This is a genomic window from Ralstonia nicotianae, from assembly GCF_018243235.1.
In the GTDB taxonomy this organism is placed as follows: domain Bacteria; phylum Pseudomonadota; class Gammaproteobacteria; order Burkholderiales; family Burkholderiaceae; genus Ralstonia; species Ralstonia nicotianae.
On the sequence record NZ_CP046675.1, the window covers coordinates 805,528 to 822,920 of the forward strand.

Here is a 17,393-nt window from a genome sequence, read left to right on the forward strand (position 1 = left end):
TGCCCGCATGGCGCTCAGCACCCTCATGGCGCTGACTCAGGCCCGAAAGCGAGCACCGCAAAGTCAAGGAAACTGCGCAGCTTGGGGGTCACTCGCCGATCTGGCGCGTATAGCACGTGCATGGGCCGCGTCGGTGGCTCGTACTGGGGCAACACGCCCACCAGACTGCCATCGGCCAGCGCGCTTCTGACCAGCTCCAGCGGCTGCAACAGGACACCCATCCCAGCCAGCGCGGCACAAAGCAGTGGCTCACCATGATCGACCATCAACCGGCTGGACACCGGCACGACCACGCGGCCATCCGGCCCATCGAACGTCCAATGCGTGCGCAGTTCGGTATAGGCGAATCCCAGGCAGTTGTGCTGCCGCAGATCCCAGGGTGTGGTCAGCGGTGGTCGTCCTTCCAGGTAGGCCGGGGCCGCACAAAGAACCAGGCGATAGGGTGCGAGAGGCCGCGCGATGAGCCCGCTATCGGAAAGTTCTCCCACGCGGAAGACGGCATCGTAGCCCTCGTTAATCAGATCCACCGTCCGATTGCTCAGGGTCATCTCCACCTCGACCTCTGGATAGCGCTTCATGTATTCGGGCAGGCGCTGGGCCAGTGTGTGCATGCCAAAGCTCACCGGCGCATTGATGCGCAGCTTTCCCGTGGGCACGGCGCGGGTTTCCTCCGCCAGACTCTCGGCAATCTCAACTTCCGCCAGGATGATCTTGGATCGTTCGTAGAAGGCTCGACCGAAGTCGGTCAGGCTTTGCCGCCGTGTGGTTCGGTTGAGCAGGCGCACGCCCAGGCGCTGTTCGATGCCCTGCACATGCTTGCCCACGAGCTGCGAAGACATCTGCAACACCTCGGCCGCGGCGCTGAACGACCCGAGTTCCACTGCCTTGACAAACACCGCCATGCTGGTCAGTCGATCCATTTGAAATATCTGTTTTCCAATGCATATACATTTTAGTTATTTATCATGAATTTATTCAAATCTATGCTGGCTATTCCTCAACAAGACCTCCGGAGAAATCGCCATGAAGATCGCAGTCATTGGCACCGGCAACATCGGTGCGGCCTACGCCCGTGCCCTGGCCGATGCGAAGTTTGAAGTCGTGATTGGGCATCGTGAGCCGTCCAAGGCCGCCGCCCTGGCCCAGGAGATCAGCCCGAATGTGGAGGGCGGTGGCATTTCAGCTGCGTTCAAGCTCGCCGACATGGTTCTACTGGCCCTGCCATATCCGGCCATCGCCGAAGTCCTGGCCGATGCCGGTGATTTGACGGGCAAGGTGCTGATCGACGTGAGCAATCCGCTGAGCGCGGATTTCCAGAATCTTGTGGTGGGCCTGACGACTTCCGCTGCCGAGCAGATCCAGACCGCGGCACCGTCGGCGCACGTGGTCAAGGCGTTCAACACCATCTTTGCTGGGCTGGTTCCGGCCCAGGCCCGCGAAGGCAAGCAATTGCAGGTGTTCGTGGCCGGCGACGATGCCGCGGCTACGGCCCAAGTGCGCGAGTTGGCGCGGGCATTGGGCTTCGTGCCTGTCAATGCCGGTCCGCTGCGCAACAGCCGCTTCCTGGAGCCGGTCGGGATGATGAACATCCAGTTCGGTTTCTTCCTCGGAGCCGGCCCGGCCACAGCACCGGCCTGGATACACGCCTGACCCTCAACGCTGCCAGACGAGATACGCTTCCATGCGAAACCTCACCTTCCGGGTGGTGTGTGCCCTGGCACTGGCCGTTGCATCCGGCACCACGATGGCAGCCTCTGCCATCGCGGTGCTGGGCAAGGACTTTGCGTTCCCCAGCAAGATCCAAGGCCTCCCCGAAAAGCTTTCGGACTTCAAGGACCTGCGAATCAATACCTTCACCACCAGCGACGGCGTGAAGCTGTCTTACTGGGAGGCGGGAGAGGGGGAGCCCCTGATCTTCGTGCCGGGTTGGTCAGCCAACGGCGCGCAGTACATCAACGTGATGTATCTGCTGCGTCGGCACTACCACGTGTATGTACTCGACGTCCGTAACCAGGGGCTGTCCGAACGTGTGGACTACGGCGTCCGCATTTCACGGTTTGCCGCCGACCTGAAGGAGTTCAGCGATCACCTGGGCCTGAAGCAAGCGGATTACTGCGGCTGGTCGATGGGGGCCTCGGTGCTGTGGAGCTATATCGATCTGTTCGGCACTCGGGGCATCCACAAAGCCGTGTTCGTCGACGAGCCGATCTCAATCTACTCGCATCAGGACTGGAGCGAGCAAGAGAGGCTCGACGCCGGCGGCACAACGACCTCGCCCGAACGCATGATCGCAGGCTTCGTCCGGGGCGCGCCGCTCAACAGCCTGGTCACCGACCTGGCGCCGTGGCAACACGCGATGGCCAAGGATTCGCTCAGCTACGTGAACTCCGAGGCGTTCGCCAATGCCTTCGTCAAGAACGATCCGCAGGCGATGGGCGAGGTGCTGTTCGACCACATCACCAATGACTGGCGCGACGTCGTCAAGCACAAGCTCAACGTACCGGTGGCAATCTTCTCCGGCGACGACAGCAACAACCTGCCGAGCCAGCGCTGGATGCAGAAGACCATTCCCGGATCGAAACTGTTCGTCTATTCCAAGGCTGAACAGGGCGATCACTTCCTGATGTTCAAGAATCCGTTCAAATTCACCGCCGACCTCCGCGCGTTTCTGGCGGATGAGATGCCGCAGGATGTGCAAACGCGCCGCGAACGCGCTGTCCAGGAAAGCGTTGCAGGCGATGGCGCGCATGCGGTCGAGTCTTACCGCCTCTCAGGCGTGCAACTGCGTCCGTCGGCGTACCGGGGAAGCGCGGCCCTGGAGCTCCGCATGCCGTCCTCGGCCTATCAGGATCCGGCCAGAGAACAACTCAGCGATCGGAACTTCATGGCCTGGCTGCCGGTGGATTTCCAGGACGGAACGATTGAAGTGGAGGTTGCCAGCGACTTGGCCCCCGACGCCCCAGCCTACGCGAGAGGCTTTGTCGGGATCAGCTTCCGCATTGACGGGCAGGGACGATTCGAGAGTGTCTACCTGCGCCCCACGAACAGCACCGCCGATGACCAGCAGCGGCGCAATCATAGTGTGCAGTATGTCGCCTACCCGGACTTCCGCTTCAATCGCTTGCGCGCGGAATCGCCGGAGAAGTACGAAACCTATGCCGAGCTCGCCCTCGGAAGATGGATCCACATGAAGCTGGTCGTGGCGGGAAGCCAGGCCCGGCTGTACCTGGATCGAAAGGCGGAACCGGCGCTGGTCGTGCATGACCTGAAACTTGGACCCATGCAGCGGGGTGGCGTGGGCATCTGGCTTGAGTCTGGCACCATCGCCCACTTCCGAAACCTGCAGATCAAGCCGGCAAATCCCTCTCCGAGCGAGCCGATGCGCCCGGATACGCCTCTGTGAGCACGGTGGTGAATCCGATCACCACCGTCCACACTTTTCAGCGACACCCATACCCAAGCCCCAGGCGGCAACCGCCGCCCCCAACCCTGACCATGAGGAGGAACAAACACCATGCCAGTCGTTCGCGTGAGTTGGTTCGAAGGCAAGGATGCGAAAGCCAAGAAGGCCGTCGCCGCCGAGATCACCGACAGCATCGTCAAGCATGCGGGCACCGACCCCAAATACATCTACGTCATCTTCGAGGACATCAAACCATCCGACTGGGCTGGCGCCGGTCGGCTGTACGGCGAGGAACCCGGAACACCCTGACCGGGGAATGCACCTTTGCTGGCGTCCTTCCTTCGCGCATGTGTCCCCCGTCCGGGCCGACATGCGAGCGTTCCATGGTGAACAGGCCCTAGGCCAGGCCCAGGATCACGCTCGACGCCTCGAACACCGCCACCACTTCCACGCCTTCGGCCAGCGCCATCGCCTCCACCGCGGTGCGCGAGGCCATGGCAGCCAGCACGGTCTGCGTGGCCGCTGCGCCGGCATCCCGCAGGCGCAACCGCACCTCGGTCTGCACCGCGCCTTCGCGAATCTCCGTGACCTCGCACGGCAGCTGGTTCTCGGCGGACAGGCGCCAGTCGCCCGCGCCGCGCAGCAGCATCACGGCCGGCGCCTTGATGAGCGCGACCGCGTCCACGCCGGGTTTCAGGCCGAGCGCTTGCGTGCTTTCGCGGGTGATGGTGGCGACGACCGGCTGGCCGCCCGGCAGGCGCAGCGTCACGGCATCGTTGACCGCGCCCGGCACGACCGTCTCGACCGTGCCGAACAGCGCATTGCGGGCGCTGGTGCGCAGCATCAGCCGGCGCAGCAGGCCCGCGTCTGCGTGCGCGGCCTGCGTGGCGGCGTCGAGCCGCTCGACAAAGCGCCGGTGCTCGCGCTCCAGCAAGCGGAAGCTTTCGATCAGCCGCTGCGCCCGCGGCGTCAGCACGCTGCCGCCGCCGCCCTTGCCGCCCGTGGTGCGCACCACCAGCGGCTCGCCGGCCAGGTTGTTCATGGTGTCGATGGCATCCCACGCCGCCTTGTACGACAGCCCCACGGCCTTGGCCGCCGCCGTGATGGAGCCCTTCTCGCCGATGCGCGCGAGCAGTTCGATCCGGCCGTGACCGCCCCAGTTGTCGTCACCGGCGCGCAGCCAGATGGTGCCGTCGAGTTCCAGCATGTCGTCCCGTCTTGGTTGGTGGTTGCAACATGCGGATGGTAATCCCGATCGACGGATCGCCCCGGGGCCCGCGGCCGGGCCGGTGCCCTCAAGCCGCCATCGGGCACGGCGCGCGCGCCGCCAGCAGGATCGAACGCGCCAGCAGCAGCCCGCCCAGCAGGCCGAACACAAAGCTGAACAGCGCCATGAAGCCCGCCGCATGCTGCACTTCCGGATGGATCGCCAGCATCACGCGGTAGGCGTAGCGCGACACGAACAGCCCGACGATCACCGCCATCGGCACCCAGCTGCCGGGCACCCGCACGCTGTCGCCTGCCCCGGCAGGGATGCCCCTGGGCGGCGCCAGGCGCATCAGCAGGAACGCCACGGCCATTGCCAGCAGCCATGCCGCCAGCGCGAGCCGGCTGTAGCCGCTCGCCAGCGCCACACCGTAGAGCGAAGACCCCGCCACCGCCAGCGGCAGCACAATCAGCCGGCGGCGCGATACCGTGCGCGGCCGGGCCTGCCTGAAGCCGAGCACGACCAGCCCGGCAAACACGACGCGCACCCAGGTCGGGGTATGGGACAGGATGGATGCAAGCATGGCGGCCTCCGTTGGCATGCCGCCAGCTTAGGTGGCGCACGCAGCGCCCGGGAGCGCCATGCGATGAACGGCGGAAACGGCGGCGCGAACGGGCCGCCCGGCACTCAGCCCGCCGCCGTGCGCACCCCGGCATCGACCACCGCCAGGTGCGCCCGCAGCAGCCGGTCGAACCCCTCGGCGGTGACCGGCTTGCCGATGTAGTAGCCCTGGATCTCCTGGCAGCCCGCCTTGGCCAGGAACTCCACCTGGTCGGCGTCTTCCACGCCTTCGGCGGTGACCGTCATGCCCAGCGCGCGGGCCATGGCGACGATGGCCTCCGTCAGCGCCACCGAGTCGGGGTCGCCGGGAATGCCGAGGATGAACGACCGGTCGATCTTCACGTTGCTGATCGGGAAGCGCTGCAGGTACGACAGCGACGAATAGCCGGTGCCGAAATCGTCGATGGAAATGCGGATGCCCTGCGCGGTGAGCGCGTCGAACATCGGGCGCACCTCGTCGGCGCCGCCCATCAGCAGGCTTTCGGTGATCTCCACCTCCAGCGCAGTCGGCGGCAGGCCGGTCTCGGCCAGGGTCTGCTCGATCGTCGGCACCACGTCGCCGGTCTGGAACTGGCGCGCGGACAGGTTGACCGCCATGCGGAAGTCGTAGCCCAGCGCCTGATACCACTCCACGGCCTGCTCGCAGGCGCGGCGCAGCACCCACTCGCCGATCGGCACGATCAGCCCGGTCTCTTCGGCCACCGGGATGAACTCCGCCGGCGACACCGCCCCCAGCTTGACGCTGTTCCAGCGCAGCAGCGCCTCGGCGCCGACGATGCGATGGCTGGCCAGGTCGTACTTGGGCTGGTAGACGAGCTGCAGCTCGCTGTTGTCGCGCGCGTCGCGCAGCGCGGTTTCCAGCAGGTAGCGGCGCTGCAGGCGGGCATTGAGCTCGGCCGTGTAGAACTGCGCGCGGTTGCGGCCGTTCTGCTTGGCGCGGTACATCGCCGCGTCCGCCGAGCGCAGCAGGTCGGAGCCGGAGATGCCGTCGTGCGGATACAGCGCCACGCCGATCGACACGCCCAGGTAATAGCGCCCATTGACGGTATCGAACGGCTCGCGCATGGCCGCCAGCAGGCGCTCGGCCAGCTGCGCGATGCGCTTGCCCTCGACGCGCTGCTCGATCAGGATGACGAACTCGTCGCCGCCCAGCCGGGCGATCACGTCGCCGGGGCCGATGCAGTCGGTCAGGCGCGCGGCGGCGCTCTGCAGCAGGGTGTCGCCGCAGGCATGGCCGGCGGTGTCGTTGACGCTCTTGAAGCGGTCCAGGTCCAGGAAGAACAGGGCCAGCTCGCGGCTCTCGTCGCGGGCACGCTCGATGGCGCTGTCCAGGTGGGCGATGAAGAAGCTGCGGTTGGTCAGCCCGGTCAGCGCATCGTGCGAGGCCAGATGGCGCAAGCGCTGCTCGGCGCGCTTGAAATCGGTGATATCGGCGAACGACAGCATGATGCTGGACGGTGCCGCATCGCCATGGCGACGGATCGGGATGATGTTCATCCGGGCCCAGATCAGCTCGCCGGTCTTCAGCAGCAGGCCGTAGATGCGTCCGAGGATGGCTTCGCCGCTCTGCCGCACCAGCTTCGAGGGCAGCACGTCGAGCGCGACATCCTTGCCGTGCTCGTCGACCACGCGCTGCATCATGTCGAACCGGTTGCGCCCGACCAGTTGCCCCGGACGCACGCGCAGGATGCGCTCGGCGCTGGCATTGGCCGCCAGCACCACGCCGTCCAGCGTCTGGATCAGCACGCCTTCGTTGAGGTGCGAGACCGCCAGCCGGTAGCGCTCCTCGCTCTCGGCCAGGCCGCGCTCGGTGGCGTCCTTCTGGATGGCGACGCCGGCCAGGTGCGTGACGTCGTCGAGGAATTGCTGCTCGTCCTCGGTCGGCAGGCAGGACTGGCGATGGAACAGCGCCAGCACGCCCAGTTTGTCGCCGCGCGAAGCGCGGATCGGCAGCGCCCAGGCGGAGGCGAAGCCGGCGGCAAGCGCCGCCGTGCGGTCATGCTGCGAGCGCGGGTCGGTGGCGATATCGCCGATCAGCGCGGCATCGCCCAGATACGCCGCGCAGCCGCAGGCGCCGGCATCGGGGCCGATGGGCGAGCCCTCCAGCGTGGTGGCATAGGCGGCCGGCAGCGTGGGCGCCGCGGCCACGCCCAGCGTCTGGCGCTCGGCATCGAGCAGCAGCACGGCCGACATCGCGTTCGGATAGACCTGCTCGACATACAGGCACAGATGGCGCAGCACGGTCGACAGCGAAGCATTGGAAGCGAGTTGCGCAAGCACGGCATTCTCCGAGGCCAGCAGGCGGCGCGCGTGCAGGGCCTCTGCGCGGGCCTGCACGGCATTGCGTTCGAGCGCATGGCGCGAACCCGCCTCGCGCAGGACGAGCATCACCGCCGGCTGCCCGGCATGCGTGCAGCGCGCGGCTTCGCTGGTGACCAGCACGTGGGTGAAATCGGCACGCACCAGGCGATGTTCGATGGGGTCGGCAGGCACGCTGCCGGCGGCAGCGCGCGACAGGCTCGGCATGACCAGCCCGACGTCGTCCGGATGGATCACGCTGGTGAGCGCCACGCCGGCCAGCCACTCGGGCACCGGCGCGGCCAGCAGATGCGTGGCGGCCTGGTTGCCCTGGACGATGCGCCCGTCGACCACCACCAGCACGGCATCGGCCGACAGGCGCGCGAGCGTATCGAACTCCACCGCGTCCGCCAGCGCGGCGGCGAGGGGCGGATCCACCGGGCGCACCACGGGCTCCGATACGAGGACAGCGTCGACAGGATAGGCACCAGCGTGGGCCGGGGTGAAACGGGTCATCGGGGTGGTGATTGCGTGAACTGCATGACTGCCCCAGGCGCGAAAGCGCGCCCGATCCGATCATGAACGGCAGCCCGGCCCGAAACTGTAGCGCAGCAGCGGAAAACCCTGCTGAGGATGTGACGGACACACCGACATGCGGTGTGCGCGGGCAAAGAAAACCCGCGCTCAGTTGACGAGGCGCGGGTTGAAGTCTCTGGACCGTGTCGATCTGTTCCAGAGAGGAGAACCGTCGCATGAGCGGGCAGCCGATACACCGGCCAACCACGACTCCACGCTTTGAATGATAGTTGTCTGCTGCCAAAAACAAAGGGCGGAAAAAGCGGGGAAACCCTTCCCTTTTTCCTGACCGCGGCCGGCCGTGGTCCGCCATCGCGGCGCATCCCGCCTGGCGGTCGGGCGCGCGGTCCGCAGCGACGTGCGGGTGAAATATCCCTGGCCTATATTGGTGGGTCAGGCGGCATCGGCCAAGGCTCCGGAGGGGCCGGCAACGTCCGGACCCCGTTCCATTTTGCGCAGACAACATCACGCCATGCGCTGACATCCCATCAAGTTTCCCGCACGCGCGCCGTTAATGCCGGCAACAGGTGCCATCCGCACGAAGGCACCTCGAAGTCATTGCAACCGGTTTCGCATGCCGTCACTCTCACCGACTTCTTCAACTTTCCGCCGGCGCGCCGCGCGCACGCTGATCGCGATGACCGTGCTCGCCGCGCTGGTGGCGCTACCGCGTGCGCGCGCCTCCACCACGCAGCCCGCGTCCGACGTTACGCCGGCCGCCGCCAGCACGGTCACGGCATCCGCGCCGGCTGCCGGCAAAAACCCCACCTGCCAGGCCATCATGCAGCGCCTGTCCGGCAGCCTGGCCGGCACGCCCAGCCAGATCGGCGGAAAAAAAACGGCGGCCGTGCTCGTCGATGTCGACAAGGCCGGCGTGACGATGGCGTGCAGCCATTCGGACGCCGTGGCGATCCCCGTACCCGCCGGCGCCAAGACGCGATGACACCGGTCCGCTGGCGGGCCGTCCTGGCGGCGATGCTCCTGGTTGCAGTGCATGGCGCCCCTGCTGCCGGGCCCCGCACGGACCGGTGGATCGCCCTGCCGACGCAGCCCGATAGCCGCGCCTTGCTCGATGCCGCCAGCGTGCAGCGGATGCCGAGCGGCCCGGTGAGTGCATGGGTGCGCGTGGAAACCCGCACCCCGAACAGCACGCGCGCGCTGCGGCGCATGTTCGGCGCCGTGCGCGGCGACACGGCGGATTTTCTCTACACCATCGACTGCCGCACCCGGCAGTACGCCGTCTCGAGCGCCAAGCTGTACCAGGGCACGCTGATGCTCGGCGAGAAGCGCTTCGGCAACGACGCGGGCTGGCAGCCCATCGACGGCGCCAGCCTCGCGGCAGCGGTGGCGCACCACCTCTGCGCGGGCTGACGGCACGACCGCCCCGCCCCGCGCGCGCCATCCGTTGGTAACATCGGAACGTGCGCCCCACCTCCACGCCTCTCCCGGCCGATCCCCGCGTGACCGCAGACGCCAGCGTCTTCGGCACGCTCACGCGCGGCTCGCGCGCCACGCTGGAACGGGTGGCCGACCTGGGCGACGGCGTCACCGCCGCCATCTGGCGCAACGAGCATACCGAGGCGCGCTATGTCCAGCCCGGACACCACACGCTGTCGGTCTACCTGCAAGGCGGCTACACCACGCACCGGCAAGACCAGCCGCACCGGTTCGGCGCGCCGGGACGCGTCTGCATGCTGCCGGCCGAGCACGAATCGGCATGGGTGATCGAGCAGCCGATGCGCTTCGTGCATCTGTATTTCGCGCCCGAGGCGCTGGCCGGCCATGCCGTGCGCCTGCTCGACGCGGAGCCGCGGCTGTTCACCCTGCACGACCGCACATTCATCGAAGATCCGCACCTCGCGCAGTGGTGCACCCGCATCGCCGGGCTCGACTGGATCGACCTCGACGACCGCATGCTCGCCAACGCGCTGGCGAGCGACGCGCTGTCCCACCTGGTGCGCACACAGGGGCGCACCCGCGCCCTGCCGGTGCGCGGCGGCCTGGCGCCGCATGTGTGCCGGCGCATCGCTGCCATGATCGATGCCTCGCTGCAGTTGCCGCTGTCGATCGGTGCGCTGGCGCGCGAGGCAAACCTGTCCGAATTCCATTTCGCGCGCATGTTCCGCGTGTCGTTCGGGATCGCACCGCACGAGTGGGTCATGCAGCGCCGGCTGGCCCGCGCCCGCGATCTGCTGCGCCACACCGCGCTGCCGCTGGTTGCGATTGCCGACCGATGCGGCTTCGCCAGCCCCGCCCACTTCAGCCGGCGCTTTGCCGCCCATGCGGGGGTATCGCCGTCGCGCTACCGGCAGGCATGGCAGGGCGATGCCCATGCCGCGACCGATTTCATCCGTTGCCCAGGAGACCCTCATGCTTGCGCTGCGCCCCGGCTGTGAATGCTGCGACCGCGACCTGCCGCCCGACTCCACCGAGGCGCGCATCTGCACCTACGAGTGCACCTTCTGCGCAGACTGCGCGGAGAACCGGCTGCATGGCCTCTGCCCCAACTGCGGCGGCGAACTGGTCAGGCGCCCGCGCAGGCCGGCGGCCATGCTGGCCAGGCACCCAGCGTCCACCGAGCGCATCCATCGCCCGGAAGGCTGTCGGAACGCTGCCTGATCAACCTGACAGGATGCGTGCGCCGGCCGGACCGGGGACGCACGGAAACGAACGATCGCATTTTTTTGACAGCGGCTGCGGCTGCGGCTGCGGCTGAAGGCGGCAGGCGGCAGGCGGCAGGCGGCAGGCGGCAGGCGGCAGGCAGCGCCTAGCGTTTTCCACGATGGAGCCGGCGTGCGCAGCGCAGTAGCTTGGAAGCGGGTTCCCCGTGGAGAGTGCCATGTTCACCCACATCCTGCTGCCCACTGATGGCTCATCCCAGTGCACCAAGGCGATCGACGGGGCGCTGAAGCTCGCGCACGCCGCTGGCTGCCGCCTGACGGCCTATACCTGCATCGAAGACTTCCCGAGCATGGCGTACTCGGGCGGCGCCGGCGAATGCCCCTACTCGCACTACATGGAGCAGGTGCAGGGCTACGCCAAGGACTGTATCGACCGCATCGCCGAGCGCGCGCGGGAAGAAGGCGTTGAATTCGACAGCGACGTCACGCAGTTTGCCGAGCCTTACCTCGGCATCCTGGACGCGGCGCGCCGGCATGCGTGCGATGTCATCTTCATGGCGTCGCATGGACATCGCAGCCTGACGGGCCGCCTGCTGATCGGCAACGAAACGCGCAAGGTACTCACGTACGCGCACATTCCGGTCGTGGTGTACCGCTAGCCCCCGGCCGGGTCTCGTCTCGGACCCGGCCTTCGGGCGCCGCGGGCCGTGCCGTTCAGCCGCGGCGCACGATTACATCATCGGCTGCGGCGGCGGGCCGGCTTCTTCCTCCATCGCGGCCACGCGCTGGGCTTCGCGATCGCTGATCTGCTTGCGCTGCTCGGGCGTCAGCAGTTGCAGGATCTTCGCGTCGGCCTGCGCGCGCAGTTGCGTCTCGCGGGCGACGGCGCGGCCCAGCGCATCGGTCAGGGCGCGGCTGCGCGCTTCGTCGTACTGCCCGGACACCACCATCTCACGCAGGTCGCGGCGGGCATGCTCGATCGCCTTGCGCTGCTCGCGCAGTTCCGGCATCTGGGCGTATTCGATCGCGAAGACCTTGTCACGCTGCGCTTCGGTCAGCTTCAGGCCGTGCAGGAAGAGGCCGCCATGATGCGGGCCCATGAAGCCGGGGCCACCCGGCATGTGCGGCATGCCGTGCGGCGCCATCGGCGGACGGGGCGAAGCCTCGGGCGCGGAGCTCTGCGCATAGGCGACGGCACAGGACAGCAGCAGCCCGGCGGCAACGGCGGCCAGACTGCGACGGGGAGTAACAGCAAACATGGTTTTGACTCCTAGCGAGATCACTAGCCGGAAGGCTCCGGCGATGCATTCACTGTAGCCGCCGGCCCTGCCCCAAAGGTGGGAGAACGGTGAAGTCTTCTTGAAAAGCTGTGACTGCCGGCAACCCGCGCCCCATCAGGCATCGAGCCGATAGCCGACGCCATAGACCGAGTGGATCAGCTCCGTGCCGGGGCTCACCAGCTCCATCTTGCGGCGCAGGTTCTTGACGTGCGTATCGACGGTGCGGTCGGTGACCACGCGGTGGTCGTCGTAGATCTGCTCCAGCAGGTTGGCGCGCGACAGGATGCGGCCCGGCGCGTTGGCCAGCGCGCTCAGCAGGCGGAACTCCACCGGCGTGAGATCGAGCCGCTGGCCGCGCAGCGTGGCCGAATAGGCGGTGTTGTCGATCTGCAGGAGACTGTCGGACTGCGCGCCGCTGCGCTGCACGCGGCGCAGGATGGTCTTGATGCGCGCGACCAGCTCGCGCGGGCTGAACGGCTTGCAGATGTAGTCGTCCGCGCCCAGCTCGAGCCCCAGCAGCCGGTCGATTTCTTCCACGCGCGCGGTCACCATGACGATGGGCAGGTCGCTGAAAGCGCGCACCTCGCGGCAGATCTCCAGCCCGTCCTTGCCGGGCAGCATCAGGTCCAGCAGCACCAGCTCGGGGGAGGTCTCGCGCACGCGCTGCACGGCGCGGGTGCCGTCATCCACCCACTCGGTCTCGTAGTGGGCGGCGCGCAGATAGTCCGCCATCAGCGCGGCGAGCTTGGGTTCGTCTTCAACGATCAGGATCATGGTCAGCAACAGAGGAGTTGGCAGCCGGCAGGCGGATCGCAATCCACAGCCCGCCCAGCGGTGAAGGTCTGGCGTCGATGGTGCCACCGTGCGTCTGCACGATAGTCTGGCACAGGCTCAGGCCCAGCCCGGCCCCGCCTTGCGCGCGGCCCCGGGAAGGATCGGCGCGGAACAGCCGGTCGAACACACGCGGCAGCATCGCCTCCGGCACGCCCGGCGCGCTGTCCTGCACGTCCAGGCACCACCACGCGCCTGCGCGATGGACGTGGATGCGCAGCGTGCCGCCCGCGTCGGTATAGCGCAGCGTGTTCTCCAGCAGGTTCTGCATCAGCTGGCGCAGGCGCTGCGGATCGCCCTGGATGGCCGCGTCGCGCGACGGCCCCGTCGGCAGGTCGAGTTGCAAGGCGATGCGCTTGTCCATCAGGCGCGGGGTGAACCCCTGCGCCGCGCTGCATACGGTATCGGCCAGGTCGATCGACTCCATGTGGAAGGCCAGCGCGCCCACATCGGCCAGGGACAGCTCGTACAGATCGTCGATCAGCTTGGACAGCGTGCCCACCTCGGCCTGCAGCGAGGTCAGCGACGCGGGCGTGAGGGCCCGCACGCCGTCCTCGAGCGCCTCCAGTTCGCCGCGCAGCACCGCCAGCGGCGTGCGCAGCTCGTGCGAAATGTCGGCCGTCAACTGGCGGCGCATCTTCTGGTTGGCCTCGAGCGTTTCGGCCAGCCGGTTGAAATCGTCGGCCAGGTGGCCGATCTCGTCGCCCGAATGCACATCGACCCGTGCCGCGTAGTCGCCCTCGGCCATGCGGCGCGTGGCATGGGCCAGCCGCCGCATCGGCGCCAGCACGCCGCGCGCGAGCAGGATCGCCACGCCCGCCGCGAGCAGCACCGACAGCGCGGCGATGATCCAGGTGGCGCGCAGCTGCTGGGCCAGGAAGGCCTGGTCGGCCCCCTCGGGCACGTGCATGCGCTGCGGGGTCGCCAGCCAGCCGACGGTCTGGCCGTTGTGATGCAGCGCATGCCACTGCGAACCCGGGCCGGGCGGCGGGCCGTCGCCGACAATCGGGACGCGCCCGGCATCGAGCAGCCAGATCGGCGGATGCATGCCGGGCCCTTCGCCGGGCGGATGCTGCGGCGGGCGATCGCCGGCATCCGGAGGCGGCGGCGGCAGACCGGGCGGCGGCACGTCCCCCGGCGGCGGAGCGAAGGGCGGCACGGGCTCGGCCCCCCCGCGCGGACCGCCGAATGGCCCCGCATGGGTGCGGCCGATCTCGCGCCGGATCAGGCGGTACCAGGCCTGCCGGTCATTGCGCAGGGCATCCCAGTTCCCATGCTCGGCATAGACCGATTCGATGCTCTGGGCGAACACCGCCATGCGCTCGGCTTCGCGAGCGTTGACGTAGTCGAGAAAGTTGGTGTCGAAACGCCAGCGCACCGCCGCGCCCATGGCGAGCGCGACGACCATGCTCAGCGCGAACAGCGCGACGAACAGCTTGGAGGTGATGCCGAAAGACGGACGCATGAATCGATCAGGGCAGCGCGAAGGCGCAACAACAGGAAGCGCCTGCGCGCGGGTCAGCGGCCATCCTCGCATCCATTGGCGGTGCCGCTCAGCGGGAGGCCCAGCGTGATATTACCGGTATCGCCGCTGCCCGACGCCGTCAACGGGACTGCGAGCGACGACACGTCGATACCGTCGGCCGCGTTGGCGGTATCCGGCTGAACCTGCGTGCGCGAGGTATACCGCCCGAAAAGATGGGCACGGCGATCGAGCAGCGCGAAAGCCTTCACGCCCAGAGGCAACGGCTTGCGACACGAAGAAGTCTTCTTGTCAGCCATGGCGCGCTCCGGGGGTGGGAATGGGCTGAGCATAACAACCCCCTCCCCTCGAAAATTGAGCGAAATAAGGAGAAGTTTCCACCGGATCGTGGGGGTATGCCACCCGATGCACACATCCACACGCCGGGTCGACTACCCCGGCTTGCGGGTCCGCGTGCCGCCGGCCGCGCGCGCAGGCCCCTCGGGCTGGGGCTTCAGCAGCAGGTGCAGCACCTTGCGGTGGGTTTCCCGGATGTTGCGGTACTCGCTCTCGGCCACGTCCTGGTGAAACACCATCCGGCAAACCGCCACATACAGCACCGGCGCCATCACGAAGCTGAAGTAGTCGGTCACCGGCGTCTGCGGCATCTGGCCCGCCGCGACGTACTGTTCGATGCGGCGCTGCTGCTCGGCACGGGCCGGCACCACGGTTTCTTCGTGCCAGCGCTGGATCAGGTGCGGCACCCGATGGCTCTCCGCGATCAGCAGCCGGATCACGGCGATAACCTGCGGGGTGAGCCCCGCATACGCCTCGTCGATGAAGGCGTCGATCAGCTCATCGAGGTTCTGCCCCTGCCGGGCCTGCTGCAGCAGCGCGCGGGACGGCACGAGCAGATCCCGGAGCAGGGTCTCGAAGATCTCGTCCTTGTTCGAGAAATGCACGTAGAGGTTGGCCTTGGACGTGCCCGCCCGGCGCGCGATCTTGGCAATGCTCGCGGCGGTGAAGCCCAGGGTGCTGAACTCGACCAGCGCCGCATCGAGAATCTGCTGCCGCCGCACCTCCGGCGACAGGCGGACCCGCTTCCTGGGCGCGGCTTCGGCCGTGTCCGATGTCTGTTTTCGAGAAGAACGCATGTCTGCCTTTGCGGGCCGGGCGATGGCCCGACCTGAAGATCGAGCGCGCGACAGTACCACCTCGCCGCGCCCATCTAATGACCGATCGATCATTATCCAATGTATCATCTACTGACCGATCGATCATTAGTGATCGGTCGGCCACCGCGCGTCGACTGCCGCTGCCGCTCGCACCGGCGGCAGCAAGGCAGCCCGGCATCATTTCGTACTGTGCGTAAGGAGCCCACCATGCACACCTCCCTCGGTTTGCGTCTCGCCTGTCTCGTCGCCGTAGCCGGCGTGACCTTCCATGCCCACGCTGAAAGCTTCACATCAGCGGCATCCAGCGCCGGATCGGCCTCCAGCGGCAGCGTGTCGACCTCGCTGAACAGTTCGAGCCACAGTTCGACGGACGACGAGAAGACCGCGAACGGCGACTACCGCATCGTCGACGTGGCCCAGGCGCCCGACCGGGCCGACTACCTGCGGGTGACGATGGTCGCGGACGAATCACAGCAGCGCATCGCGCTCGACTTGCCGGCGGCCGTCTTTGCAAAGCAAGGCCTGGGACATGGCGACCTCGTGCGCGCGCAGCGCCGGGTCTACGGCTTCGAGTTCGCGCGCCAGGACACCCGCGAAGCGTTCTATCTCGTGCTCGCCGACAACTGGCACGATGAACTCGCGCCGCGTCCCGTGGTGAATCTGTGAGCGCCGGCCGCCTGCTGGTGCTGGCACTGGCATGCGCTGCGGCGGCGGCCGGCAGTGCGGCACGGGCGGCGACCGGCCTGTCCGCCTGGTCGGCCGCGTCGCAGTTCTGCGACCGCGCGCAGCCGTTCACCGCCGGCCAGCAGGACCGGCTGCTGCGCTTTGCCGCCGTCGTGCGCGAAGAGGTGGCGGCCACCGAGGGCGGCGCGGTGCTGATCAGCCGCTCCGGCCTGGACCTGTCGCGCTTCCGTCTGCGCTATTCCCACGCGGCCATCGCGTGGCGCAGCGACGCCGGTGCGTGGTCCGCCCGCCAGCTCTACTACGCCTGCGACGAAGGCCGCCCGCGCCTCTACGACCAGGGGCTTGCCGGCTTCACCATGGGCATCGACGATCCGTCGCTCGGCTACATCTCGATCGTGCGCCTGCCCGCCGATGCGGCAGATGCCCTGCGCCGCGCGGCCACCGACACACCGCGCGCGCTGCGGCTGCTGGCGGCAAGCTACAGCGCCAACGCCTATGCGTTCAGCGTGCGCTACCAGAATTGCAATCAGTGGGTCGCCGAGCTGCTCGCCCTGGCGTGGGGTGAGCTCGACCATGACGGCAATGGCACCGATGACGCCGATGACGCCGATAGCGATCTGCGCGAGCGCGCCCAGCGCTGGCTGCGCCAGGCCAGCTATGCCCCGCAGCCGGTCGACATCGACTCGCACGCGCTGATGTTCGCGTCGACCTTCGTGCCGCTCGTGCACCTGGACGATCATCCTGAGGCTGACGTCTTCGCCATGAAGCTGAAGATCAGCCTGCCGTCGACCGTGGAGCGCTTCATCCAGGAGCGGCTGCCGGGCAGCGAGCGCATCGAGCTCTGCTACGACCGCGAGCGGGTAGTGGTGCACCACGGATGGACGCCGATCGCAGAGGGCTGCCAGCCCGGTGAGGGGGATCGGGTGGTGCCGCTGAGGGCATAGCCGCTGGCACGACCGTCAATCCGTGCCCGGGAGCAAACGGCCGCGCAAGCGAGCGGATCGCGAATCGAGCGATAAAAAAACAGCGGCCGATTTGCTCCTTGCTGCATCCTTCCGTTCGCCGCGATCACCCAAGCCCTCGCCCTTGAGCATTTTCCAGGCTGACCGCCCAGAATGGAGAAAGCGAACGAGATAATGCAGCACAACCCCAGAAGTAAATATATTTCAATATACTTTTTTGCACACATCTTCAGACTGATCACCATAAAGTGTCATCACAACCCGGCGCATATA

At 67.5% G+C, this 17,393-nt stretch carries 19 protein-coding genes; 10 read left to right on the forward strand and 9 right to left on the reverse strand.

Features of this window, described 5'->3' with window-relative positions:
- Positions 1–23: 23 nt before the first annotated feature.
- The gene (locus GO999_RS19805) at positions 24–920 is read right to left on the reverse strand and encodes a LysR family transcriptional regulator (protein ID WP_111374546.1); all 897 of its coding nucleotides are present in this window, start codon (positions 918–920) and stop codon (positions 24–26) included.
- A 103-nt stretch (positions 921–1,023) separates the two neighbouring features.
- Here GO999_RS19805 and GO999_RS19810 point away from each other — a divergent pair, with 103 nt between their 5' ends.
- From GO999_RS19810 to GO999_RS19820, 3 genes are all read left to right on the forward strand, one after another.
- The gene (locus tag GO999_RS19810; protein WP_011004436.1) at positions 1,024–1,650 is read left to right on the forward strand and encodes an NADPH-dependent F420 reductase; all 627 of its coding nucleotides are present in this window, start codon (positions 1,024–1,026) and stop codon (positions 1,648–1,650) included.
- A 31-nt stretch (positions 1,651–1,681) separates the two neighbouring features.
- Positions 1,682–3,403, forward strand: coding sequence for an alpha/beta fold hydrolase (locus GO999_RS25055; protein ID WP_211907146.1), 1,722 nt, complete (start codon positions 1,682–1,684; stop codon positions 3,401–3,403).
- A 111-nt stretch (positions 3,404–3,514) separates the two neighbouring features.
- Entirely contained in the window at positions 3,515–3,712 is a 198-nt protein-coding gene (locus tag GO999_RS19820; RefSeq protein WP_011004439.1) for a tautomerase family protein, read from the forward strand.
- 88 nt (positions 3,713–3,800) lie between these two features.
- Here the strand turns inward: GO999_RS19820 and modE are convergent, their stop codons facing one another.
- The 3 genes from modE to GO999_RS19835 all read right to left on the reverse strand — a co-directional run bounded on the left by modE (position 3,801) and on the right by GO999_RS19835 (position 8,045).
- Complete coding sequence (modE, locus tag GO999_RS19825; RefSeq protein ID WP_019719669.1) at positions 3,801–4,610, reverse strand: molybdenum-dependent transcriptional regulator ModE; 810 nt, start codon at positions 4,608–4,610, stop codon at positions 3,801–3,803.
- Positions 4,611–4,698: 88 nt separating this feature from the next.
- The gene (locus tag GO999_RS19830) at positions 4,699–5,193 is read right to left on the reverse strand and encodes a DUF6622 family protein (protein WP_071507664.1); all 495 of its coding nucleotides are present in this window, start codon (positions 5,191–5,193) and stop codon (positions 4,699–4,701) included.
- A 104-nt stretch (positions 5,194–5,297) separates the two neighbouring features.
- Positions 5,298–8,045 (reverse strand): sensor domain-containing protein, encoded by a 2,748-nt coding sequence (locus GO999_RS19835; RefSeq protein WP_029240560.1) that lies wholly within the window; start codon positions 8,043–8,045, stop codon positions 5,298–5,300.
- Between the two features lie 634 nt (positions 8,046–8,679).
- Here GO999_RS19835 and GO999_RS19840 point away from each other — a divergent pair.
- The 5 genes from GO999_RS19840 to GO999_RS19860 all read left to right on the forward strand — a co-directional run bounded on the left by GO999_RS19840 (position 8,680) and on the right by GO999_RS19860 (position 11,385).
- Positions 8,680–9,048, forward strand: coding sequence for a hypothetical protein (locus GO999_RS19840; RefSeq protein ID WP_021155223.1), 369 nt, complete (start codon positions 8,680–8,682; stop codon positions 9,046–9,048).
- A complete protein-coding gene (locus GO999_RS19845; RefSeq protein WP_011004443.1) occupies positions 9,045–9,476 on the forward strand; it encodes a surface-adhesin E family protein in 432 nt (143 codons plus the stop codon). The genes GO999_RS19840 and GO999_RS19845 overlap by 4 nt, the downstream gene beginning before the upstream one ends.
- A gap of 50 nt (positions 9,477–9,526) precedes the next feature.
- The gene (locus GO999_RS19850; RefSeq protein WP_211907147.1) at positions 9,527–10,501 is read left to right on the forward strand and encodes a helix-turn-helix domain-containing protein; all 975 of its coding nucleotides are present in this window, start codon (positions 9,527–9,529) and stop codon (positions 10,499–10,501) included.
- Positions 10,476–10,724 (forward strand): DUF1272 domain-containing protein, encoded by a 249-nt coding sequence (locus tag GO999_RS19855; RefSeq protein WP_011004445.1) that lies wholly within the window; start codon positions 10,476–10,478, stop codon positions 10,722–10,724. Before GO999_RS19850 ends, GO999_RS19855 begins: the two co-directional genes overlap by 26 nt.
- Positions 10,725–10,944: 220 nt before the next feature.
- Complete coding sequence (locus tag GO999_RS19860; protein WP_011004446.1) at positions 10,945–11,385, forward strand: universal stress protein; 441 nt, start codon at positions 10,945–10,947, stop codon at positions 11,383–11,385.
- Positions 11,386–11,457: 72 nt separating this feature from the next.
- Here GO999_RS19860 and GO999_RS19865 read toward each other — a convergent pair whose 3' ends face one another.
- From GO999_RS19865 to GO999_RS19885, 5 genes are all read right to left on the reverse strand, one after another.
- Positions 11,458–11,985, reverse strand: a complete 528-nt coding sequence (locus tag GO999_RS19865) for a Spy/CpxP family protein refolding chaperone (protein ID WP_020371776.1) — start codon at positions 11,983–11,985, stop codon at positions 11,458–11,460.
- A gap of 135 nt (positions 11,986–12,120) precedes the next feature.
- Complete coding sequence (locus GO999_RS19870) at positions 12,121–12,780, reverse strand: response regulator (RefSeq protein WP_011004448.1); 660 nt, start codon at positions 12,778–12,780, stop codon at positions 12,121–12,123.
- Positions 12,764–14,302 carry an ATP-binding protein gene (locus tag GO999_RS19875; RefSeq protein WP_211907148.1) on the reverse strand — a complete coding sequence of 513 codons (1,539 nt, stop codon included), beginning with the start codon at positions 14,300–14,302 and terminating at the stop codon, positions 12,764–12,766. Before GO999_RS19875 ends, GO999_RS19870 begins: the two co-directional genes overlap by 17 nt.
- Positions 14,303–14,355: 53 nt before the next feature.
- Complete coding sequence (locus GO999_RS19880) at positions 14,356–14,619, reverse strand: hypothetical protein (RefSeq protein ID WP_197360945.1); 264 nt, start codon at positions 14,617–14,619, stop codon at positions 14,356–14,358.
- 132 nt (positions 14,620–14,751) lie between these two features.
- Positions 14,752–15,453 carry a TetR/AcrR family transcriptional regulator gene (locus GO999_RS19885; RefSeq protein ID WP_038937866.1) on the reverse strand — a complete coding sequence of 234 codons (702 nt, stop codon included), beginning with the start codon at positions 15,451–15,453 and terminating at the stop codon, positions 14,752–14,754.
- A 228-nt stretch (positions 15,454–15,681) separates the two neighbouring features.
- Between GO999_RS19885 and GO999_RS19890 the strand changes: the two genes are divergently transcribed.
- Positions 15,682–16,140, forward strand: coding sequence for a hypothetical protein (locus GO999_RS19890; RefSeq protein ID WP_016726164.1), 459 nt, complete (start codon positions 15,682–15,684; stop codon positions 16,138–16,140).
- Positions 16,137–17,102, forward strand: a complete 966-nt coding sequence (locus tag GO999_RS19895) for a DUF2145 domain-containing protein (protein ID WP_211907149.1) — start codon at positions 16,137–16,139, stop codon at positions 17,100–17,102. Before GO999_RS19890 ends, GO999_RS19895 begins: the two co-directional genes overlap by 4 nt.
- Positions 17,103–17,393: the final 291 nt, after the last annotated feature.